The sequence below is a fragment of the Streptococcus vestibularis ATCC 49124 genome (assembly GCF_000188295.1).
Classification (GTDB): domain Bacteria; phylum Bacillota; class Bacilli; order Lactobacillales; family Streptococcaceae; genus Streptococcus; species Streptococcus vestibularis.
The window spans coordinates 218,560-236,992 of record NZ_GL831112.1 but is presented as its reverse complement, the minus strand read 5'-3'; the positions used below and the strand labels follow the sequence as shown (position 1 = coordinate 236,992).

Genomic DNA, 18,433 nt, shown 5'->3' with positions numbered 1-18,433 from the left:
TTTCTACCTTTCTTTGTTTAAATATATTTCTAATATAAATCTTTAACATCCAAGTGATTAGTTCACCTGAACGATGATAACTTATAACGTTTATTCTTTTTGACTCTCATGAAAATAAGAGTTATTTAATAACCTGCTATCTTATTTTTCTCAGTTTTAAAATCTCAACTGCAATATAACTTACTTGTCCAACTCCATAACCAATGTCATATGCTACATTTCCCCCAACAATTTCAGAAAGCTTATCAAAGGTTAAAGAATCAAATTTATCCATCATCATTGTATCCATATACATTTTCCCTTAACCTCTAAATCCATCTACAAATCCACGACCAAAATCATAAACCGTGTGAGTAACTACTCCGACTCCATATCCTACAGATGAATCAATACTTCCACCAACTACAATTACTAAATCTTTAATATCAATTTTTTGAAATGCATTTTTCATGTTCTCTCCTATTCTTTATTTCATTGACTTCGACTACCTACCACGCATGATGAAAACCTTTTACAAATTCGTTAATAACGTACTTACCATATTTAACTGGATTGAAACCACCACTGATTTGCTCTAAATCATCATTGGACAACACCGTAAATAATTGTTTTTCTTCTAACATTACAAAGCTCCTTTCTAAATAAAATTCTAAGGTTAGCTCTCTCAGCAGCTCTTAGCTACTAAGTCCAATCTATGACTTCATTATAAGAGCTTAACAAGATAAAAAAAGTGACATAAATGTCACCATTCCATAGCATTAAAGGCAAAAAGAAAAGGCTAAGCAAATAAACTCAACCTGAGACTATAGTAATCAACAGAGAAAATCATTTCTCCTTATCCTTACTCGCCACCCTAAGCGCAAACAAAGAAAAAGCTAGCGAAAGTGTTGACCAGACGAAACAATGGTCAATAAAGGCAACGCCTTCGTTGAAACTTAGCGTAGCATTTATCATCACAATAAATAGCCAGACGATCACGATAACAATGCTTAAACTTCTAATAAGATTATTCTTCTGTTTATCCATATTTCTCTTTCCCATATTTGGTACTCATGGTAACTTCTAATCGCCATAAGGAGGGCTTCTTTTCAACCACCATTTGTTCCAACCCAATCGTTCAGGCAAGGTTTGAGGTCTAGCTACAAAACCACCCCCTGTAACATTTTCTAAGGTTTCAGCATTGAGCTCTTCACCATATGCCTTAGTTCGCATTCTTATTTCTCCTTTCTTTTCAAAAATAAATACAGCAATAACCACCTGGACTATACAAGATTTAGTCGTCTTGGAGACCTAGTTGGTTTGGGTATAAGATCATTATAAGTTCTCTCTTTTCAAAACAATAGTGACATAAATGTCACTATCACTGAACACAAAAATCCAAGCCTCTATAAGACCTGTTCCAAAACTTGTTTATTTCTACGGTGTTTCAGAATAAGATAAAATATCACTTCAAAAAGGAGAAAACTAACATAAACTCCTGAAACGTAAAGTAAGGTTTGCGATTTATCCGTTGTTGATTGAAAACGACCATGATGATCCACTGTACGGATGCTAATCAAAAGACAAATATCTAGAAATAGGGCTAGAAGAATACCATTAAAGCCTATGAAAAAACGCTTTTTAACCATAGTCTGACTCCTGTATGTTTTTTCCTAACCATAGAATAGCAAGCTCAACTTAAACCAACCTAAAGCAAAAAAAGACTCAAAGAGTCTTTTTACTTTATGTCAATTTTTCTTTCAAATATCGTCCTGTGTAGCTTTCTGGAACGGCTGCTACCTCTTCTGGAGTCCCTGTAGCAACGATAGTACCTCCACCGACACCGCCTTCAGGACCCAAATCGATGATATGGTCTGCGGTCTTGATAACATCCAGATTGTGCTCAATCACGAGAACAGTGTTTCCATCGTCCGCAAAACGCTGAAGCACCTTCAAAAGACGTGCAATGTCATCTGTATGGAGACCAGTCGTCGGTTCATCCAGAATATAGAAAGACTTCCCAGTAGAGCGTTTGTGCAACTCACTAGCCAGCTTCATACGTTGAGCTTCACCACCTGAGAGGGTTGTTGCTGGTTGTCCCAAGGTCACATACCCAAGCCCCACATCCTTGATTGTCTGCACTTTACGGGCAATCTTAGGAATAGCCGCAAAGAAGTCAACTGCGTCATCAACTGTCATATCCAGAATCTCCGCTATATTTTTCCCCTTATAACGAACCTCTAGGGTCTCAGAATTATAGCGTGTGCCATGGCAAACCTCACAAGGCACATAAACATCCGGCAAAAAGTGCATCTCAATCTTGATAATACCATCACCAGAGCAGGCTTCACAACGGCCACCCTTGACATTGAAAGAGAAACGCCCCTTCTTATAACCTCGGATCTTGGCCTCATTAGTTTGGGCAAACAGATCACGAATATCGTCAAAGACGCCCGTATAAGTCGCTGGATTAGAACGAGGTGTACGACCAATTGGACTTTGGTCAATATCGATCAAACGCTCGATATGCTCGATTCCTGTCACTGATTTGTGTTTACCAGGTTTCTCACTATTGCGATTGAGCTCTTGGGCAATTTTTTTCTTGAGAATTCCGTTAACCAAAGTCGATTTTCCCGAACCAGAAACACCTGTGACTGCAATCAACTTTCCAAGTGGAAACTTGACAGAGACATTCTTCAAGTTATTCTCACTAGCTCCTATGACCTCGATAAAACGACCATTACCTACACGACGTTCCGTCGGTACAGGAATTGATTTAGCACCTGACAGATATTGACCAGTGATTGATTTCTTATTCTTAGCCACTTCCTCTGGGGTTCCTGAGGCCATGATTTGACCACCAAAAGCACCAGCACCAGGCCCCACATCGATAAGCCAGTCAGCCTCACGCATGGTATCTTCATCATGCTCCACCACAATTAAGGTATTGCCAAGGTCACGCATCTTTTTAAGACTTGATATCAAGCGATCATTGTCACGCTGATGAAGCCCTATAGAAGGCTCATCCAAAACATATAAGACTCCAGAAAGGTTAGAGCCAATCTGTGTTGCCAAACGGATACGCTGACTCTCACCACCTGAAAGGGTTCCAGCCATACGAGAGAGGGTCAAATAATTAAGACCTACATTATTTAGGAAAGTCAAGCGGTCCTTGATTTCCTTAACAATTGGACGAGCGATCACTCTTTCATTTTCACCCAATTCAAGACGATCTATTTCCTGAAGATGGTCTGAAATAGACAGATCAGAGATTTGACCAATATTGAGGCCATTCTCACCACCAACACGAACCGAGAGTGCCGCTTCGTTAAGACGATAGCCATGACAAGTTGGACATGACAGCTCATTCATATAACCCCGCATGACATTGCGAGTGAAATCACTATTGGTCTCGTGGTAGCGACGATTGATATTAGTCACAACCCCTTCAAAAGGAATGTCAATATCACGCACCCCACCAAAATCATTAACATAATGAAAATGGAATTCACGATCTCCTGAACCATAAAGAACCAAATCCTGCTCTTCTTTTTTCAGTTTTTCAAATGGCGTATCCATATCCACGCCAAACTGATCCATGGCTTGCTCAAGCATGGCTGGATAATAGTTGGACGAAATAGGGTTCCAAGGCGCCAGCGCACCTTCACGCAAGGTCTTACTAGCATCAGGAATGACCAAATCCATATCAACTTCCAGTTTATTGCCCAAACCATCACAGGTCGGACAAGAGCCAAATGGGGCATTAAATGAAAAAAGACGAGGCTCCAACTCAGGAACTGTGAAGCCACAAACCGGACAAGAATAATGTTCTGAGTAAAGCAGCTCATTATCATCCATAGTGTCCACAATCAAGTAGCCATCCGCTAAACGTAGCGCCGCCTCGACTGAATCAAAGAGACGACTACGGATACCATCCTTATTGACCAAGCGGTCCACAACAACCTCTATGTTGTGCATCTTAGACTTAGACAACTCTGGCACTTCTGTAACATCGTAAATCTCACCATCTACACGAACACGAACATAACCATCCTTTTGTACACGTTCAAAAACGGCCTTGTGTTGCCCTTTTCTACGACGAACAATCGGAGCTAAAATCTGCATACGCGTACGCTCAGGAAGAGCTAGAACCTCATCCACAATCTGTTCCACAGAGGACGACTGAATGGCTCCATGACCATTAGGACAATAAGGGACACCCACACGCGCATACAGGAGACGAAGATAGTCATTAATTTCTGTTGCCGTTCCGACCGTCGAACGAGGGTTTTTACTTGTTGTTTTCTGGTCAATGGAGATGGCAGGACTCAAACCATCAATCGAGTCCACATCAGGTTTCTCCATATTTCCCAAAAACTGGCGGGCATAAGCCGAGAGACTTTCAACATAACGACGTTGCCCCTCTGCATAGATGGTATCAAAGGCCAAGGAAGACTTCCCAGAACCTGACAAGCCCGTCACCACCACCAGTTTATCACGCGGAATCTCCACATCGATATTTTTTAAATTGTGAGCTCTTGCTCCGTGAATCACTAACTTATCTTGCATATTTTTAAGAGGCCTAGCCCTAAAGCAACTGCCACTCCTTCCTACAGACGGATGGAAAATCCATCCCGACTTTCTCTCATAATTATAACAAAATTTCAATTTATCCAGCCAAAAAATGTTTCAAATGTAGTATAATGGTGAAGTGTCTAAAAAAGGCAAGGAACATCATCCCAAGCCTCTTTTGACAGCACCAAAAAAGCTAAGAGTAGTGCTAATTAGACTTAAAAGCGATTGTAAAAATCCTTTTATAATCAAGATGCTAGCACTTACTTAATGATAAAGGAGGGGTTCCCATTGAAACAAATGTTCTTATCCACCGGAAAAGAATTCAAAGAAATTGAAACATTCGAGCCTGGTGCTTGGATTCATTTGGTGAACCCTTCCCAAGAAGAAGCCATGAAGGTCGCAGAACGGTTTAACATTGATATTCAAGACCTCCGCGCCCCTCTGGACGTGGAAGAAACTTCACGTATCGATGTCGAAGATGACTACACCTTGATTCTGGTCGACGTTCCAACCCAGGAAGAGCGTAATAACAAAAGCTACTACGTCACTATTCCATTGGGTATCATCGTTACCGATGAGGTGGTTGTTACTACCTGTCTTGAGGACATTAGTCTCATGGATAACTTCCTAAACCACCGTGTGCGTAACTTCTACACCTTCATGAAGACACGCTTCGTCTTTCAGATCCTTTACCGCAATGCCCAACTTTACCTAACCGCCCTACGTTCTATCGACCGTCAGAGTGATAAATTGGAAGCTCAGTTGGAAAATGCGACTAAAAACGAGCACTTGATTGACATGATGGAATTGGAAAAATCCATTGTCTATCTAAAAGCCTCACTTAAGATGAATGAACGAATTGTCAAAAAGCTAACAGGTAACGCCTCTAGCTTGAAGAAATATATCGAGGACGAGGATCTATTGGAAGACACCTTGGTCGAAACCCAACAGGCCATCGAAATGGCAGGCATCTATGAAAATGTCTTGAATGCCATGGCCGAAACTTCTGCCTCTATCATCGGTAATAACCAGAACACTATCATGAAAACACTGGCTCTTATGACGATGGCTCTGGACATCCCGACCGTTATCTTCTCCGCTTACGGTATGAACTTTAAAAACAATTCTATGCCACTAAACGATTTAGATAACGCCTTTTGGGTCATCTTCTTCATCGCAGCCTTCGGGTCATCCTGCGTTGTTATCTACTTTATCAGAAAAAAATGGTTCTAACATAGAACCTCTTCTTTTCCCTAAACTGCTAAACTAAAAAATTAATACTATTTATCGAAAGGTCATCTCATGGACATCCAAAAACTCACCAAGAAAAACCAAGAATTCATCCACATCGCAACCAATCAGCTTATCAAAGACGGTAAGTCAGACCAAGAAATCAAAGACATCCTTGGTAATGTCATTCCTGAACTCCTTGAAAATCAGAAAAAAGGAATCACAGGACGCAGTCTTCTTGGTGCTCCAACGGTCTGGGCAGCTAGTTTCTCTCCTGAAAAACATCCACAACCTAACTCAGACAAAACCAGCAAAGAAGTCCCAGAAACAGACAAAACACCTTGGAAGATGTGGCTTGATACCTCACTTTTCCTTCTCGCCATTGTTGCCATCATGAACGCAGTCTTTGGTTTCTCTGGTACGCAAACAAGCTACGGCCTCACAACTCTTCTATCCGTATCATTCATCGGTGGTCTAGCTATGTACACTCCTTATCACTACATCTACCGTCACAATAACAAACCAAAAGAAGAACGTCCAAAATGGTGGTTCAGCATGACCGTCATCACACTCTCTTTTATTGCATGGTTCGCTCTCTTTAGTCTTACAGCCCTTCTTCCAAGCTACCTCAACCCTGGTCTTTCACCAATTGTGATCCTTACTATTGGTGTCATCGCTGGTGTTGCCAAATACTTCTTCAAACGTCACTACAACGTTCAAAGTACTTACGCACCTGCATCTTAATCAACCTCAACCTCAAGCACCCTTATGGGTGCTTTTTTACGTCAGAAATCTTGACACAGTTGGCTATTCTATACTAAAATGTTAAGGTTAATAGACAAAAGAAAGAATTCCAATAGATGCGTATCAAATTTTCTCTACTAATCATTGCTTGCTGCCTATTACTTATGGCTTGTGGCAACAAGAATACTCAGAAAAACTATCAAGCTTACTATAGTTTTAACAATGTGACAACTTCCACTCAGGAAAAGCAGCTAGCAAAAGCCTTAAAAAGCAAGGGTATTCCAACAAAAGACTGGAACAATCTAGCCCCTTATATTAGTCGTTACAATCAGGAAAATACAAACCTTCAACCTGTTGTCAAAAAATGGACCCAAAGTAAAATCGGCAAAGACCAAAACCAATTTGTCACCTTCCTTAATGAAAAAACTTTCGAAGATAACAAATCGCACTTTACTGATGATTTAAACTGCCGACGAACATCCTTCCTGCTCCTTCATAACCTTATTACAAGCTCAGAGGACCTTACTAAATTAGACCTCCCTCTTCAAAATGAATTTCGTGATCTCAAGTCACGCCACAAAGAGCTAAATGCCAAAGATCAAGCCCTCTACAGCCTTCTCTTTGGGGATAATATCAGCTACCAATCTACAGATGAACTCCTGAAAGCTTGGAAAGAAGCCGGACTCAAGTTTCCAGAAAATGTAAAACTCCTCTCCGTCTTTCAAAATAGCCCTGGTGATGTTAGTAACTTCCACACAGCTATAGCTTACGAAAAAGATGGTAGTATCTATATTTTTGAAAAACAAGATCCAACACTTCCTTACCGCTGGAGTTGTTTCAACAATTGGGTCGACATCAAAACACACTGGTTAGGCAATCGTTTCAAGGTTTTCAAAGACAATGTCGATATCCTCGTTAACGACCAAAAATTTGATGATTTCTTAAAAAACACCCTCTATATACCACAAAACAACCAACTAGCCCCTCAAGATAAAAGAGAAGACTAGTTGGTTTCTCTTTTCCCCTAAAACATAAAATTAAACTCAGCACACAAGCCTAAAAATGACAAAGGCCTACAAAATCTAGGCAGAAAAAAATACCCTCAGCCGAGGGTATTATTTTTAGTCTTCGTTTACGTAAGGCATAAGTGCCATAACGCGAGCGCGTTTAATCGCTGTTGTTACTTTACGTTGGTTTTTAGCTGAAGTTCCTGTTACACGACGTGGAAGAATTTTACCACGTTCTGAAACGAAACGGCTAAGAAGCTCAGTATCTTTGTAATCAACATATTCGATTTTGTTAGCTGCGATGTAATCAACTTTTTTACGGCGTTTGAATCCGCCACGACGTTGTTGAGCCATGTTTATTTCTCCTTTATATATTTAATTCGTTTTGTCCATTCTTAGAATGGGAGATCGTCATCTGAAATATCCATTGGATTTGAATTACCAAATGGACTCTCGTCACGACCGAAGTTTGGTGTAGATTGTGCAGGTTGTGATCCACCAAATGAACCACCAGTTGAAGCTCCTCCACCGAATGAATTTGAATTATCAAATCCTCCAGCGTTGTAAGAACCACCACTGTGACCTTCACGTGCCGCACGGCTTTCCAACATTTGGAAATTATCAGCGACAACTTCAGTTACGTAAACACGTTGACCCTGTTGATTTTCATAGTTACGAGTCTGAATACGACCTGTAATTCCAATCAATGCACCTTTCTTAGCCCAGTTAGCCAAATTTTCAGCTTGCTGGCGCCAGATAACACAGTTAATAAAGTCAGTTTCACGTTCACCATTAGCACCCTTGAAGTTACGGTTAACCGCAAGGCTGAATGTTGCAACAGCAACGTTACTTGGTGTATAACGAAGTTCCGCATCACGGGTCATGCGACCAACGAGTACGACATTATTAATCATAATTTACCTTCTTACGCGTCAAGTTTAACGATCATGTGACGAAGAATGTCGCCGTTGATTTTTGAAAGACGGTCGAACTCGTTAAGAGCTGCATCGTCGTTTGCTTCAACGTTAACAACGTGGTAAAGTCCTTCACGGAAATCTTGGATTTCGTATGCAAGACGACGTTTTTCCCAATCTTTTGATTCAACAACAGTTGCACCGTTGTCAGTCAAGATAGAATCGAAACGTGCTACCAAAGCGTTTTTAGCTTCTTCTTCAATGTTTGGACGAATGATATAAAGAATTTCGTATTTAGCCATTGATATTTTCCTCCTCTTTTGGTCTAATGACTCATGGACTTTCGCCACGAGTAAGTGAGGTGCACTCACAAGATATAATTCTACCAAAGTTTGAGGGATAATGCAAGGAAAAAGTAAAGAGTTAGAAATTTGAATCCCTCAGAAAAAAGTTAAGCCCTATGCGTTATCTTTTCTCCGGTCAAACTTCATGCTAAAATAAGAGAATGCTTTATCATAAAAAGAAATTAGGAGAAAAACTAGGACTTCCCACCTTTAACCACTACTATAATATTCCTATTATTTCCCTAGAATATAACCTTAAAAAATTAGGTTCTAGTGATACCTATATTATCACTTTCAAACAGGACAATAACCTTTTTGTTGTTGACATAAGACATCAGCTTGGTCATACCAGCCATTTTGATACCGTCTCCCTCTTTGAACAAGACAAGCTCTTATCAGGTATCGCTGCTGTCCCTTTGGCCTCTGTTCATAGCATACAAATCTTGTCTTTTCCAGACAAGTTACACTCTCTGAACCCTAGTCAGCGTCTAAAAAATCTCGTCGCTCTTTACTACAAGAATGAAGAAATCATGCGTTACCTCAAGACGACTAAAAATATCGGTGATCAGGTGACAAGATATCAATTAGAGGCTGGTCGACTAGAAAGACAAGGTAAGGATTATGACTTCTTCAAGTACACCAGTCGTGGCAAAATACGAGAAGAAGACGGTATATCGGAAGTGTCTAGCAAGGACTACAACTTCATTCCTGATTTTCATCCCTTCTTAACCTCGTCAAGAAGCCAGCAGGTTTTAAGCGTACCAGTAACCTACTTTGATGACAAAACGAAACAGACCGCTAGAATAGACATCATGGGGTGGTATATCAAGGACCAACAACTTAAGATTCGTTGGAAACCCAAGTACATGCGCAAACGCCGATGGCGCTCATCACGTATCTCAATTGATATCGTGACCGACAAGTACTTCTTCCAAGGACAAATCTATAGAGACAGTAGCGCCCCCGTATTTCTGAACAACCTAAGCTTTGATAGCAAGATTCCTAAGAGCTTCCTGCCACATCTCCAAAAACAGTACCAAATCTTTATGGCTCTAGTAGAGGAACAAAAAAGACTGGCCCTCCTACGAAAGGTCCAGTTAAACAATAAGGATTAAGTATCTTTTAGCTAAATTCAACATATCAAAAAGCTCATTCTTACACGCTAGAATGAGCTTTTAATATTTTTCAATTGTCATTAGAACATCCTTTTGGAATTTTGTAAAAAATATTTTCATAAGGAGGAGTCATTGTGTGTCTCCATTTTTATACCTAGCAATCATAGATTACCTCCATCAATTTATAAATGACTTTTATGCATTGTAAATTCTCTATTACATTGGTATCACTCCCTAAGCTATTTTACGAAATAACTTAAAGTATCTCCATTTTTATAACGTCCTAAATTCATCATCATAGCAATCACCTCTGATTCGTATGATTGAGACCTATCTCCCCATTAACCACTCAATGAGGTTTACTTGTCGCCGTTCTTATAACGACTTACATCACATCAACATAAGCGTCACCTCGGTACTTTGTTACAAGATTTCAGCATTAAACTTTTGTCGACAGTTTACTCATTTGGCATCGGTATCACTCCCTAAGCTATTTTACGCAACAGCTCAAGTGTCTCCATTTTTATACCTACTAACATTTCTCATGAGCTTTACCTCACTTTTTCTTAAGTTAACAGATTTGAGTTTGGGTTTCGATTTCTGGTGGTATCACTCCCTTGTAGCTATTTTATGCAACATTTTTAATCGCCGTTCTTATAACGACTTACATCAAACATCAACATAAGCGTCACCTCGGTACTTTGTTACAAGATTTAAGCATTTAACTTTTGTCGATAGTTCACTTGTTTGGCATTGGTATCACTCCTTAAGCTATTTTACGCAACTGCTTAAGTGTCTCCATTTTTATACCTACTAACATTTCTCATGAGCTTTACCTCACTTTTTCTTAGGTTAACAGATTTGAGTTTGGCTTTCGACTTCTGGTGGTATCACTCCCTTGTAGCTATTTTATGCGACTAAATTAATCTCCGTTCTTGTAACGCCCTACTGTCATATGACCACGCTCCTCAGAGATGATTGGTAAAGTTAGTTATTTTGCCTACTGTTTTGTTTAGAGACCTTAGTCTCCGTTTTTGTACCTTGCAATATTGACTCTCACCATGGCTTTTACCTCCTTGATGAATCCTTCTCTTCTTTACACTCTTAGTATAATGTAAACGCTTACTTTTGTCAATCTTTTTCTCTTGAAAACGAAAGATTTTTTGAAAAAAGATTTCTTTGCTACAATAGAGATATGTTAGATTTAAAAGAATACGGCATTGTCATGTGGGATTCTGAGAAAATCGTATCTTTTCGTCGTACCCTCCTGGACTGGTACGATCGAGAAAAACGAGACCTACCGTGGCGTAGAACTAAAAATCCCTACTATATCTGGGTCAGTGAAATCATGCTACAACAAACCCAGGTTCAGACTGTCATTCCCTATTATGAGCGCTTTTTAGACTGGTTCCCAACAGTTAAGGATTTGGCTGAGGCTCCAGAAGAAAAACTCCTCAAAGCTTGGGAGGGTCTAGGTTACTATTCACGTGTCCGAAACATGCAAAAGGCCGCACAACAAATCATGACTGACTTTGCTGGTCAGTTCCCAGATACTTATGACAATATTGCAAAGCTCAAGGGGATCGGCCCCTATACTGCTGGTGCTATTTCTAGCATCGCTTTTGAACTCCCTGAACCTGCTGTTGATGGGAATGTTATGCGAGTCATGGCTCGCCTCTTTGAAGTTAACTATGACATCGGAAACCCTAAAAATCGTAAGATTTTCCAAGCGATTATGGACATTTTGATTGACCCTGACCGTCCTGGTGACTTTAATCAGGCGCTTATGGACCTTGGGACCGATATCGAATCGGCCAAAAATCCAAGACCCGACGAAAGCCCTATTCGCTTTTTCTGTGCAGCCTATCTCAATGGAACCTATGACAAATACCCCATCAAATTGCCAAAGAAGAAGCCCAAACCTATGCAAATTCAGGCTTTTATTATCAGAAATACAAAGGGTGAATTTCTTATAGAAAAAAATATAGAGGGGCGTCTGCTAGGTGGTTTCTGGTCCTTCCCTATCATGGAAACAGACTTTATTGGCCAACAACTCAGCCTTTTTGAAAAGGATGATTATATTCTTGAGACAGTCTCTCAAAAGGCTATTTTTGAAGAAAATTATTCCCTTAAACCGGAGTGGACGAACAATGATTTTACACCTGTAAAACATACCTTCAGCCACCAAAAATGGACCATCGAGATGGTGGAAGGAATCGTCAATGACAACAAACTTACTACCGATAAAGAGCTATGCTGGGTAACGGCTGAGGACTTTAACCAGTTCCCAATGGCCACACCACAGAAGAAAATGATTAAAACTTATGAAGATAGCAAAAAAGGGTAGCATAGCGCTACCCTTTTTCTTATGCACCAAGTTTATCATACTTACGGCTACGATCCTTAACATAGCCAATCAAAATAATAGTGCTATCATAAGAGTCAGTAAATATCTTTCCTCTGTTTACTTGCCTTATATTTTTTAAGATAGGATATAATTGGCCTATCAAAAAGAGTCAACAAACCCATATCCTACTTGGTCATAAAGTAGGTGATAATCACCAATACTGTCACGATACCTAGGATAACGGCTAGAAATCCCAGCATATAACACAGGAGAAAATAGGTAAATGGAAAATTTTCTTTCATGCTTTACTTTGCCTCATACCATGTGCAGCCGTCATTTTCATCTGCGATGAGTGGGACAGCGAGTTCGACTGCAGCTTCCATGGTTTCTTTAACCAAGGCTTCCATCGCTACAAGTTCATCGTTTGGCACCTCAAGGACGATTTCATCATGCACTTGAAGGAGCATCTTAGTTTTATAGCCACCTTCTACCAAAGCCTTGTCTAAGTTAATCATAGCAATCTTGAGGATATCAGCGGCACTTCCTTGGATAGGTGAGTTGATGGCTGTACGCTCTGCGAAGTTGCGGACGTTGAAGTTACGAGAGTTGATATCTGGCAACTCACGACGGCGGTGGAAGAGGGTTTCTACATATCCTTTATCCTTGGCCTCACGAACCACATTATCCATATAAGCCTTAATACCAGGGTAACGCTCAAAATAGGTGTCAATATACTCCTTGGCCTTCTTACGGCTAATGCCAAGGTTGTTAGAAAGACCAAAGTCAGAAATACCATAAACGATACCGAAGTTAACAGCCTTTGCGTTACGACGGTCGTTAGGTGTGACATCCTCTGGCTTTTCAATACCAAAGACACGCATGGCTGTAGAGGTATGGATATCTGCCCCCTCTTTAAAGGCAGCAATCAAATGCTCATCTCCCGAAATGTGGGCCAACACGCGCAACTCAATCTGTGAGTAATCCGAGCTTAAAAGCACTGCATCCTCAGTCGATGGGACAAAGGCCTTACGGATGAGACGGCCTTGCTCCAAGCGAACAGGGATATTTTGCAAGTTTGGATCCACTGATGAGAGGCGACCTGTCTGTGTTAAATCTTGCACATAACGGGTATGGATCTTGCCATCCTCAAGGATATAATCCTGAAGCCCCAAGACATAGGTAGACTGAAGCTTGGTGATTTGGCGGTACTCCAAAATCTTAGCTACGATTGGAGCAATCGGTGCCAAACGTTCAAGGACATCCACAGCCGTTGAGTAACCGGTCTTGGTTTTCTTAGTGTATTCCAAAGGTAGACCCATCTTTTCAAAGAGGATAACACCCAACTGTTTAGGCGAGTTAATATTGAACTCCTCGCCCGCCATCTCGTAGATTTCTTGGGTCAATTTGTCAATGACCACTTGGTTTTCCACTGCCATCTCGTTAAGGGTTTGTCCCTTGACCTTAATACCAGCGATCTCCATCTTGGCTAGCACATTTGCCAGTGGTAACTCCATGTCAAAGAGAAGCTCTGATTGGCCGTGTTCAGCTAGCTTTTCTAGCATGACCGGTTTGGCAACCTGAAGGACCTTGACTTTTTTAGCCAGGTGGCTGAGCAAGACCTCTTTTTCAGGAACGGCACGCTTAGCTCCCTTACCATAGACCACTTCATCTGTTTCTAACGGTAGGTCCGTATAGAGACGGGCAATGGTTGACAATTCATTGTCTTCAACGGTTGAGAGCAGATACTTGGCCAGACGTGCATCAAAATTAGCCGTCGGCAAGTCAATCCCTAAATGGCTCAAAAGGACCTTACTACGCTTGAAATCGTAGATATTAACAGCTTTAGAAAGAGCTGCTTGGAATGCTTCTGATTTGAGTAGATCAGTATCTGTAGACGCATAAATCTGCTTTTCATTTCCCCAAGCAAAACCGATGATGGGTTCTGTATGATAATTGTCACCGAGGATTTCAAAATAGAAGAAATCGTCAGAGCTAAAGTGATCCGCTGTTACTTGGCTAGGCTCTGCATAGGTCACATCAAAATCCTGTGGGATAGCCTCTCCGCCAAGAGCATTTTTGAACTGAACGAAACCCATCTCATCATAAAAGGCTGCCAATTTTTCAAGGTCAGGTCCCGTAAAGGCCGTGTCATCTAGGCCAATTTCAATAGGAGAATGGGTATCAATGGTCGCCAGAGTTTTAGAAAGGAAAGCTTGTTCCTTGTCGTTGATGAGATTTTCCTTCATCTTGGATTTCTTCATCTCGTCAATATGGTCGTAGATACCTTCAAGGGAACCGTGTTCCAAAAGGAGCTTAAGACCAGTCTTTTCACCAATCTTAGTAACTCCTGGAATATTATCGGACTTATCACCCATGAGGGCTTTGAGGTCGATGAATTGCGCAGGGGTAATACCCATTTTCTCCATGAGGTAGTCAGGTGTGAAGGCCTCAAACTCAGCCACACCCTTTTTCGAAATCTCAACCACGGTATTGACATCAGTCAACTGAATCAAGTCCTTGTCCCCAGAGACAACAGTAATTTGATAGTCCTCACTGGTATTTTCAGCCATCTTAGCCAAGGTACCGATAATGTCGTCTGCCTCGTACTGAGCCAGATCATAATAGGCGATACCACGTGCAGCCAACATCTCACGGATATAAGGGAACTGCTCACGGAATTCCTCTGGAGTCTTGGCACGACCAGCCTTATAGTCCGCAAACATCTCTGTACGGAAAGTTGTTTTTCCAGCATCAAAGGCTACCAAGACATGCGTCGGTTGAATACGCTCAAGTAGGTTGTCCAACATGAGGTGGAAACCGTAGATAGCATTAGTATGAAGGCCATTATTGTTACGAAAACGGTCAATTTGATTATAAAGTGCGAAAAAGGCACGAAAGGCAACGGATGAACCGTCAATTAGGAGTAATTTTTTCTGATTAGTCATAGGTTTATTATAGCATAGATGGGAGCATTGGTTTTAATTGAAATCCTCTTATTTTAGGGAGACTCTTTTGTAAAAATAGCTATTCAACATCTGATGACAAAAGTCCGCTCATAAAACGACCTCAGGCATTTCCCAGCTCCACGTCCTATGGTCAAATATGCTATAATAGGAATTATGAACACAAAGATTTTAGATCAATTAGAATTTAACAAGGTCAAGGACCAGTTCACAGAATACCTACAGACTGAGCAGGCTCAGGCGGAGTTACGTGACTTGGTGCCTATGACCAATCCAGAAAGAATTCAAAATCAATTTACAGAAATCCAAGAAATGTCTGAGATTTTCGTAGAGCATCATAGCTTTGCCATTGGGAGCTTAAGAGATATTTCTGAGTCCTTGCGTCGCTTGGAACTGGATGCTGACCTCAACATCCAGGAGCTCATTTCCATCAAGAAGGTCTTGCAAGCTTCAGCTGACCTTGGTCGATTCTACGCTGACCTTGAAAATGTTGAGCTCGTCGCTCTAAAACGTCTTTTCGAAAAGATTGAAGCCTTTCCAAGTCTACAAGGCAGTCTTCAGAGCATCAATGACGGTGGTTTTATTGAGCATTTTGCTAGCCCAGAGTTGCAAAATATCCGTCGTCAACTTAAATCTTGCGATGATGCCATTCGCCAGACCTTACAAGACATTCTCAAGAAATCTGGCCACATGTTGGCTGAGAGTTTGATTGCTAGTCGTAATGGTCGTTCAGTGCTTCCTGTCAAAAATACCTACCGTAACCGTATTGCTGGGGTGGTGCATGACATCTCAAGCTCTGGAAATACCGTTTATATCGAGCCACGCGCCGTTATCCAGCTTAACGAAGAAATTACACAATTACGTGCAGACGAACGCCACGAGATGACCCGTATCCTGCATGAACTGTCTAATCAACTACGCCCACAAGCTGCTGCAATTGCTAACAACGCTTGGATTTTGGGCCACATGGACTTCATTCGAGGAAAATACCTCTATCTCCAAGATAAGAAGGCGGTTATTCCAAAGATTAGTGACAACCAAACACTCCAACTGCTTAACGTTCGTCACCCGCTCTTGGTCAATCCAGTAGCCAACGATTTACACTTTGATGAGGACCTCACAGCCATTGTCATTACAGGTCCCAATACCGGTGGTAAAACGGTCATGCTTAAAACTCTAGGACTAGCTCAACTGATGGCTCAATCTGGCCTTCCAATTTTGGCTGATAAGGGTAGTCGTGTAGCCATTTTCCAAGAGATTTTTGCGGACATCGGAGATGAACAGTCTATCGAACAGAGCTTGTCTACTTTCTCTAGTCACATGACGCACATTGTCGAGATTCTGGACGCTGCCGACAGCAACAGTCTTGTCTTGGTCGATGAGCTTGGGGCTGGTACTGACCCTCAGGAGGGGGCTAGTCTAGCCATGGCAATCCTAGAGCACCTTCGTTTGAGCCAGATTAAGACCATGGCTACCACTCACTATCCTGAGCTTAAGGCCTATGGAATTGAGACGCAACATGTGGAAAATGCCAGCATGGAGTTTGACACAGCGACTTTAAGCCCTACCTATCGTTTTATGCAGGGGGTTCCTGGTCGTTCTAATGCCTTTGAGATTGCTCGCCGCCTCGGATTGAATGAAATTATTGTCAAGGAAGCAGAGAACCTCACGGATACTGATAGTGATGTCAACCGTATCATCGAGCAACTTGAAGCCCAAACCGTCGAAACGCAAAAACGTCTGGAACACATCAAGGACGTTGAGCAAGAGAACCTTAAATTCAACCGTGCGGTCAAGAAACTCTATAACGAATTCTCCCATGAGTACGACAAGGAACTCGAAAAGGCTCAAAAAGACATTCAAGATATGGTGGATACAGCTTTGGCTGAGAGCGATAGTATTCTCAAAACTCTCCATGATAAGAGTCAACTCAAGCCTCATGAAGTTATCGACGCCAAAGGAAAACTCAAGAAACTTGCCCCACAAGTGGACCTCTCTAAGAATAAGGTCCTTCGTAAAGCCAAGAAAGAAAAGACTACGCGTGCCCCTCGTGTCGGAGACGATATCATCGTTACCGCCTACGGTCAACGGGGTACTCTTACCAGTCAGGCCAAAAATGGTAACTGGGAAGCTCAGGTCGGTCTCATCAAGATGACTCTCAAGGCAGACGAATTCACTCTGGTTCGTGCTCAAGCTGAGGTGAAACAGCCTAAGAAAAAACAGATTAACGTAGTTAAAAAAGCCAAGAAGGCATCTGGTGGTCCTCGTGCCCGTCTAGACCTTCGTGGGAAACGTTACGAAGAAGCCATGCAAGAGCTTGATGCCTTTATTGACCAAGCCCTACTTAACAACATGAGTCAGGTGGACATCATCCACGGTATTGGTACCGGTGTCATCCGTGACGCAGTGACTAAATATCTCCGCCGTCATCGTCATGTTAAAAGTTTTGAATATGCTCCACAAAGTGCCGGTGGTTCCGGATGCACCATTGCAACCTTGGGATAAAACTAATTAAGAGAGACTGAGACTTTGTGTCCGGTCTTTTTTGCAAGACAACGGAAAAATAATAAAAATGGAAGTTGTTACAAAAATTATTACTGCCATGGGCGCATTGGTCTCTATTGGTGGCCTAGGATGGGCCTTTTTAGGCGCAATTGAGTTTTTCCAAGGAAAGAAAAACCAGAATGCACAACTAACCGATAACGGAATGGTAGGTATGATTTATGTTGGCGGACTAGCTTCTGTATCAGAAAGTATTGCAGCTACAATTGTTGTTGCAATCAACTCAATTCAATTTTAAAAGGTATTTAGAAAGATCTCAGAGCATTAGTAATTATGATATATTAAGAAAAAGATTAGGAAAGAGGTTGCAAAAGCTGAAAAAGATGGTGAATTTGTCGTTCTCCATGAATCATCTAATCCATCAGTAATCGATAATGACAACTATACCTCCTATAATAAAAATACCTATACACATAAAAAGACTGCTCAGAAAAAATCATATCAGTGATAGGTATATTTTCAAATGTATCTGGGCTATTTTACTAGGTCTATTTACAGTTGCAACTTGGATACTTTCCGATGCATTCTGTATTGCAGGGTTATTATTCATATTTTAAGTTTCATTTTTACTTTTACACGTTTTCATTATGAGAGTATCAGCTAATTGATACTCTCATAATGAAAACAAATATCGTTTTTGGGTACTAGCCCCC

At 41.2% G+C, this 18,433-nt stretch carries 17 protein-coding genes; 7 read left to right on the top strand and 10 right to left on the bottom strand.

Annotated elements, in window-relative coordinates:
• Nucleotides 1–136 precede the first annotated feature (136 nt).
• The 6 genes from HMPREF9425_RS09860 to uvrA all read right to left on the bottom strand — a co-directional run bounded on the left by HMPREF9425_RS09860 (nucleotide 137) and on the right by uvrA (nucleotide 4,548).
• On the bottom strand, nucleotides 137–289 hold the full coding sequence (locus HMPREF9425_RS09860) for a hypothetical protein (RefSeq protein ID WP_164555397.1): 153 nt from the start codon (nucleotides 287–289) through the stop codon (nucleotides 137–139).
• 12 nt (nucleotides 290–301) lie between these two features.
• A complete protein-coding gene (locus HMPREF9425_RS09855; RefSeq protein ID WP_003093496.1) occupies nucleotides 302–451 on the bottom strand; it encodes a hypothetical protein in 150 nt (49 codons plus the stop codon).
• Between the two features lie 37 nt (nucleotides 452–488).
• Entirely contained in the window at nucleotides 489–623 is a 135-nt protein-coding gene (locus HMPREF9425_RS09185) for a bacteriocin (protein WP_003094349.1), read from the bottom strand.
• 439 nt (nucleotides 624–1,062) lie between these two features.
• Complete coding sequence (locus tag HMPREF9425_RS09850) at nucleotides 1,063–1,212, bottom strand: hypothetical protein (RefSeq protein ID WP_003094533.1); 150 nt, start codon at nucleotides 1,210–1,212, stop codon at nucleotides 1,063–1,065.
• A gap of 173 nt (nucleotides 1,213–1,385) precedes the next feature.
• Complete coding sequence (locus HMPREF9425_RS01230) at nucleotides 1,386–1,628, bottom strand: DUF3923 family protein (RefSeq protein WP_003094026.1); 243 nt, start codon at nucleotides 1,626–1,628, stop codon at nucleotides 1,386–1,388.
• 94 nt (nucleotides 1,629–1,722) lie between these two features.
• Nucleotides 1,723–4,548: an excinuclease ABC subunit UvrA gene (gene uvrA / locus HMPREF9425_RS01225; protein WP_003094377.1), complete on the bottom strand. Its 2,826-nt coding sequence runs from the start codon at nucleotides 4,546–4,548 to the stop codon at nucleotides 1,723–1,725.
• Between the two features lie 294 nt (nucleotides 4,549–4,842).
• Between uvrA and HMPREF9425_RS01220 the strand changes: the two genes are divergently transcribed.
• The 3 genes from HMPREF9425_RS01220 to HMPREF9425_RS01210 all read left to right on the top strand — a co-directional run bounded on the left by HMPREF9425_RS01220 (nucleotide 4,843) and on the right by HMPREF9425_RS01210 (nucleotide 7,535).
• The gene (locus HMPREF9425_RS01220) at nucleotides 4,843–5,787 is read left to right on the top strand and encodes a magnesium transporter CorA family protein (RefSeq protein WP_037611177.1); all 945 of its coding nucleotides are present in this window, start codon (nucleotides 4,843–4,845) and stop codon (nucleotides 5,785–5,787) included.
• Between the two features lie 69 nt (nucleotides 5,788–5,856).
• A complete protein-coding gene (locus tag HMPREF9425_RS01215; protein ID WP_003094516.1) occupies nucleotides 5,857–6,528 on the top strand; it encodes a DUF1129 domain-containing protein in 672 nt (223 codons plus the stop codon).
• Between the two features lie 116 nt (nucleotides 6,529–6,644).
• Nucleotides 6,645–7,535: a DUF4300 family protein gene (locus HMPREF9425_RS01210; protein ID WP_037621277.1), complete on the top strand. Its 891-nt coding sequence runs from the start codon at nucleotides 6,645–6,647 to the stop codon at nucleotides 7,533–7,535.
• A 114-nt stretch (nucleotides 7,536–7,649) separates the two neighbouring features.
• Here HMPREF9425_RS01210 and rpsR read toward each other — a convergent pair whose 3' ends face one another.
• From rpsR to rpsF, 3 genes are read right to left on the bottom strand one after another with little or no spacing between them, the layout of a single operon-like run.
• Nucleotides 7,650–7,889 carry a 30S ribosomal protein S18 gene (gene rpsR, locus HMPREF9425_RS01205; RefSeq protein ID WP_000068665.1) on the bottom strand — a complete coding sequence of 80 codons (240 nt, stop codon included), beginning with the start codon at nucleotides 7,887–7,889 and terminating at the stop codon, nucleotides 7,650–7,652.
• A 41-nt stretch (nucleotides 7,890–7,930) separates the two neighbouring features.
• A complete protein-coding gene (locus HMPREF9425_RS01200; protein WP_002891844.1) occupies nucleotides 7,931–8,449 on the bottom strand; it encodes a single-stranded DNA-binding protein in 519 nt (172 codons plus the stop codon).
• Between the two features lie 11 nt (nucleotides 8,450–8,460).
• Nucleotides 8,461–8,751: a 30S ribosomal protein S6 gene (rpsF, locus tag HMPREF9425_RS01195; RefSeq protein WP_003093185.1), complete on the bottom strand. Its 291-nt coding sequence runs from the start codon at nucleotides 8,749–8,751 to the stop codon at nucleotides 8,461–8,463.
• A 203-nt stretch (nucleotides 8,752–8,954) separates the two neighbouring features.
• Between rpsF and HMPREF9425_RS01190 the strand changes: the two genes are divergently transcribed.
• Together HMPREF9425_RS01190 and mutY are read left to right on the top strand one after the other, a co-directional pair.
• The gene (locus HMPREF9425_RS01190; protein WP_003093427.1) at nucleotides 8,955–9,908 is read left to right on the top strand and encodes a hypothetical protein; all 954 of its coding nucleotides are present in this window, start codon (nucleotides 8,955–8,957) and stop codon (nucleotides 9,906–9,908) included.
• A 1,195-nt stretch (nucleotides 9,909–11,103) separates the two neighbouring features.
• Nucleotides 11,104–12,255 (top strand): A/G-specific adenine glycosylase, encoded by a 1,152-nt coding sequence (gene mutY / locus HMPREF9425_RS01185; RefSeq protein ID WP_003096042.1) that lies wholly within the window; start codon nucleotides 11,104–11,106, stop codon nucleotides 12,253–12,255.
• 305 nt (nucleotides 12,256–12,560) lie between these two features.
• On the opposite strand, the gene polA is transcribed toward mutY, so the two are convergent.
• Complete coding sequence (gene polA, locus HMPREF9425_RS01180; RefSeq protein WP_003094257.1) at nucleotides 12,561–15,200, bottom strand: DNA polymerase I; 2,640 nt, start codon at nucleotides 15,198–15,200, stop codon at nucleotides 12,561–12,563.
• A 174-nt stretch (nucleotides 15,201–15,374) separates the two neighbouring features.
• Here polA and HMPREF9425_RS01175 point away from each other — a divergent pair, with 174 nt between their 5' ends.
• Nucleotides 15,375–17,723 (top strand): endonuclease MutS2, encoded by a 2,349-nt coding sequence (locus HMPREF9425_RS01175; RefSeq protein WP_003093819.1) that lies wholly within the window; start codon nucleotides 15,375–15,377, stop codon nucleotides 17,721–17,723.
• 67 nt (nucleotides 17,724–17,790) lie between these two features.
• Complete coding sequence (locus HMPREF9425_RS01170; protein WP_003093611.1) at nucleotides 17,791–18,018, top strand: hypothetical protein; 228 nt, start codon at nucleotides 17,791–17,793, stop codon at nucleotides 18,016–18,018.
• Nucleotides 18,019–18,433: the final 415 nt, after the last annotated feature.

Coding starts and splice junctions, on each gene's coding strand:
- mutY (WP_003096042.1), top strand. CDS start 11,104: ATGTTAGATTTAAAAGAATACGGCATTGTCATGTGGGATTCTGAGAAA.
- HMPREF9425_RS01170 (WP_003093611.1), top strand. CDS start 17,791: ATGGAAGTTGTTACAAAAATTATTACTGCCATGGGCGCATTGGTCTCT.
- HMPREF9425_RS09185 (WP_003094349.1), bottom strand. CDS start 623: ATGTTAGAAGAAAAACAATTATTTACGGTGTTGTCCAATGATGATTTA.
- HMPREF9425_RS09850 (WP_003094533.1), bottom strand. CDS start 1,212: ATGCGAACTAAGGCATATGGTGAAGAGCTCAATGCTGAAACCTTAGAA.
- HMPREF9425_RS01215 (WP_003094516.1), top strand. CDS start 5,857: ATGGACATCCAAAAACTCACCAAGAAAAACCAAGAATTCATCCACATC.
- HMPREF9425_RS01200 (WP_002891844.1), bottom strand. CDS start 8,449: ATGATTAATAATGTCGTACTCGTTGGTCGCATGACCCGTGATGCGGAA.
- polA (WP_003094257.1), bottom strand. CDS start 15,200: ATGACTAATCAGAAAAAATTACTCCTAATTGACGGTTCATCCGTTGCC.
- HMPREF9425_RS01230 (WP_003094026.1), bottom strand. CDS start 1,628: ATGGTTAAAAAGCGTTTTTTCATAGGCTTTAATGGTATTCTTCTAGCC.
- rpsR (WP_000068665.1), bottom strand. CDS start 7,889: ATGGCTCAACAACGTCGTGGCGGATTCAAACGCCGTAAAAAAGTTGAT.
- HMPREF9425_RS01210 (WP_037621277.1), top strand. CDS start 6,645: ATGCGTATCAAATTTTCTCTACTAATCATTGCTTGCTGCCTATTACTT.
- HMPREF9425_RS01190 (WP_003093427.1), top strand. CDS start 8,955: ATGCTTTATCATAAAAAGAAATTAGGAGAAAAACTAGGACTTCCCACC.
- HMPREF9425_RS09860 (WP_164555397.1), bottom strand. CDS start 289: ATGGATACAATGATGATGGATAAATTTGATTCTTTAACCTTTGATAAG.
- HMPREF9425_RS01175 (WP_003093819.1), top strand. CDS start 15,375: ATGAACACAAAGATTTTAGATCAATTAGAATTTAACAAGGTCAAGGAC.
- uvrA (WP_003094377.1), bottom strand. CDS start 4,548: ATGCAAGATAAGTTAGTGATTCACGGAGCAAGAGCTCACAATTTAAAA.
- rpsF (WP_003093185.1), bottom strand. CDS start 8,751: ATGGCTAAATACGAAATTCTTTATATCATTCGTCCAAACATTGAAGAA.
- HMPREF9425_RS09855 (WP_003093496.1), bottom strand. CDS start 451: ATGAAAAATGCATTTCAAAAAATTGATATTAAAGATTTAGTAATTGTA.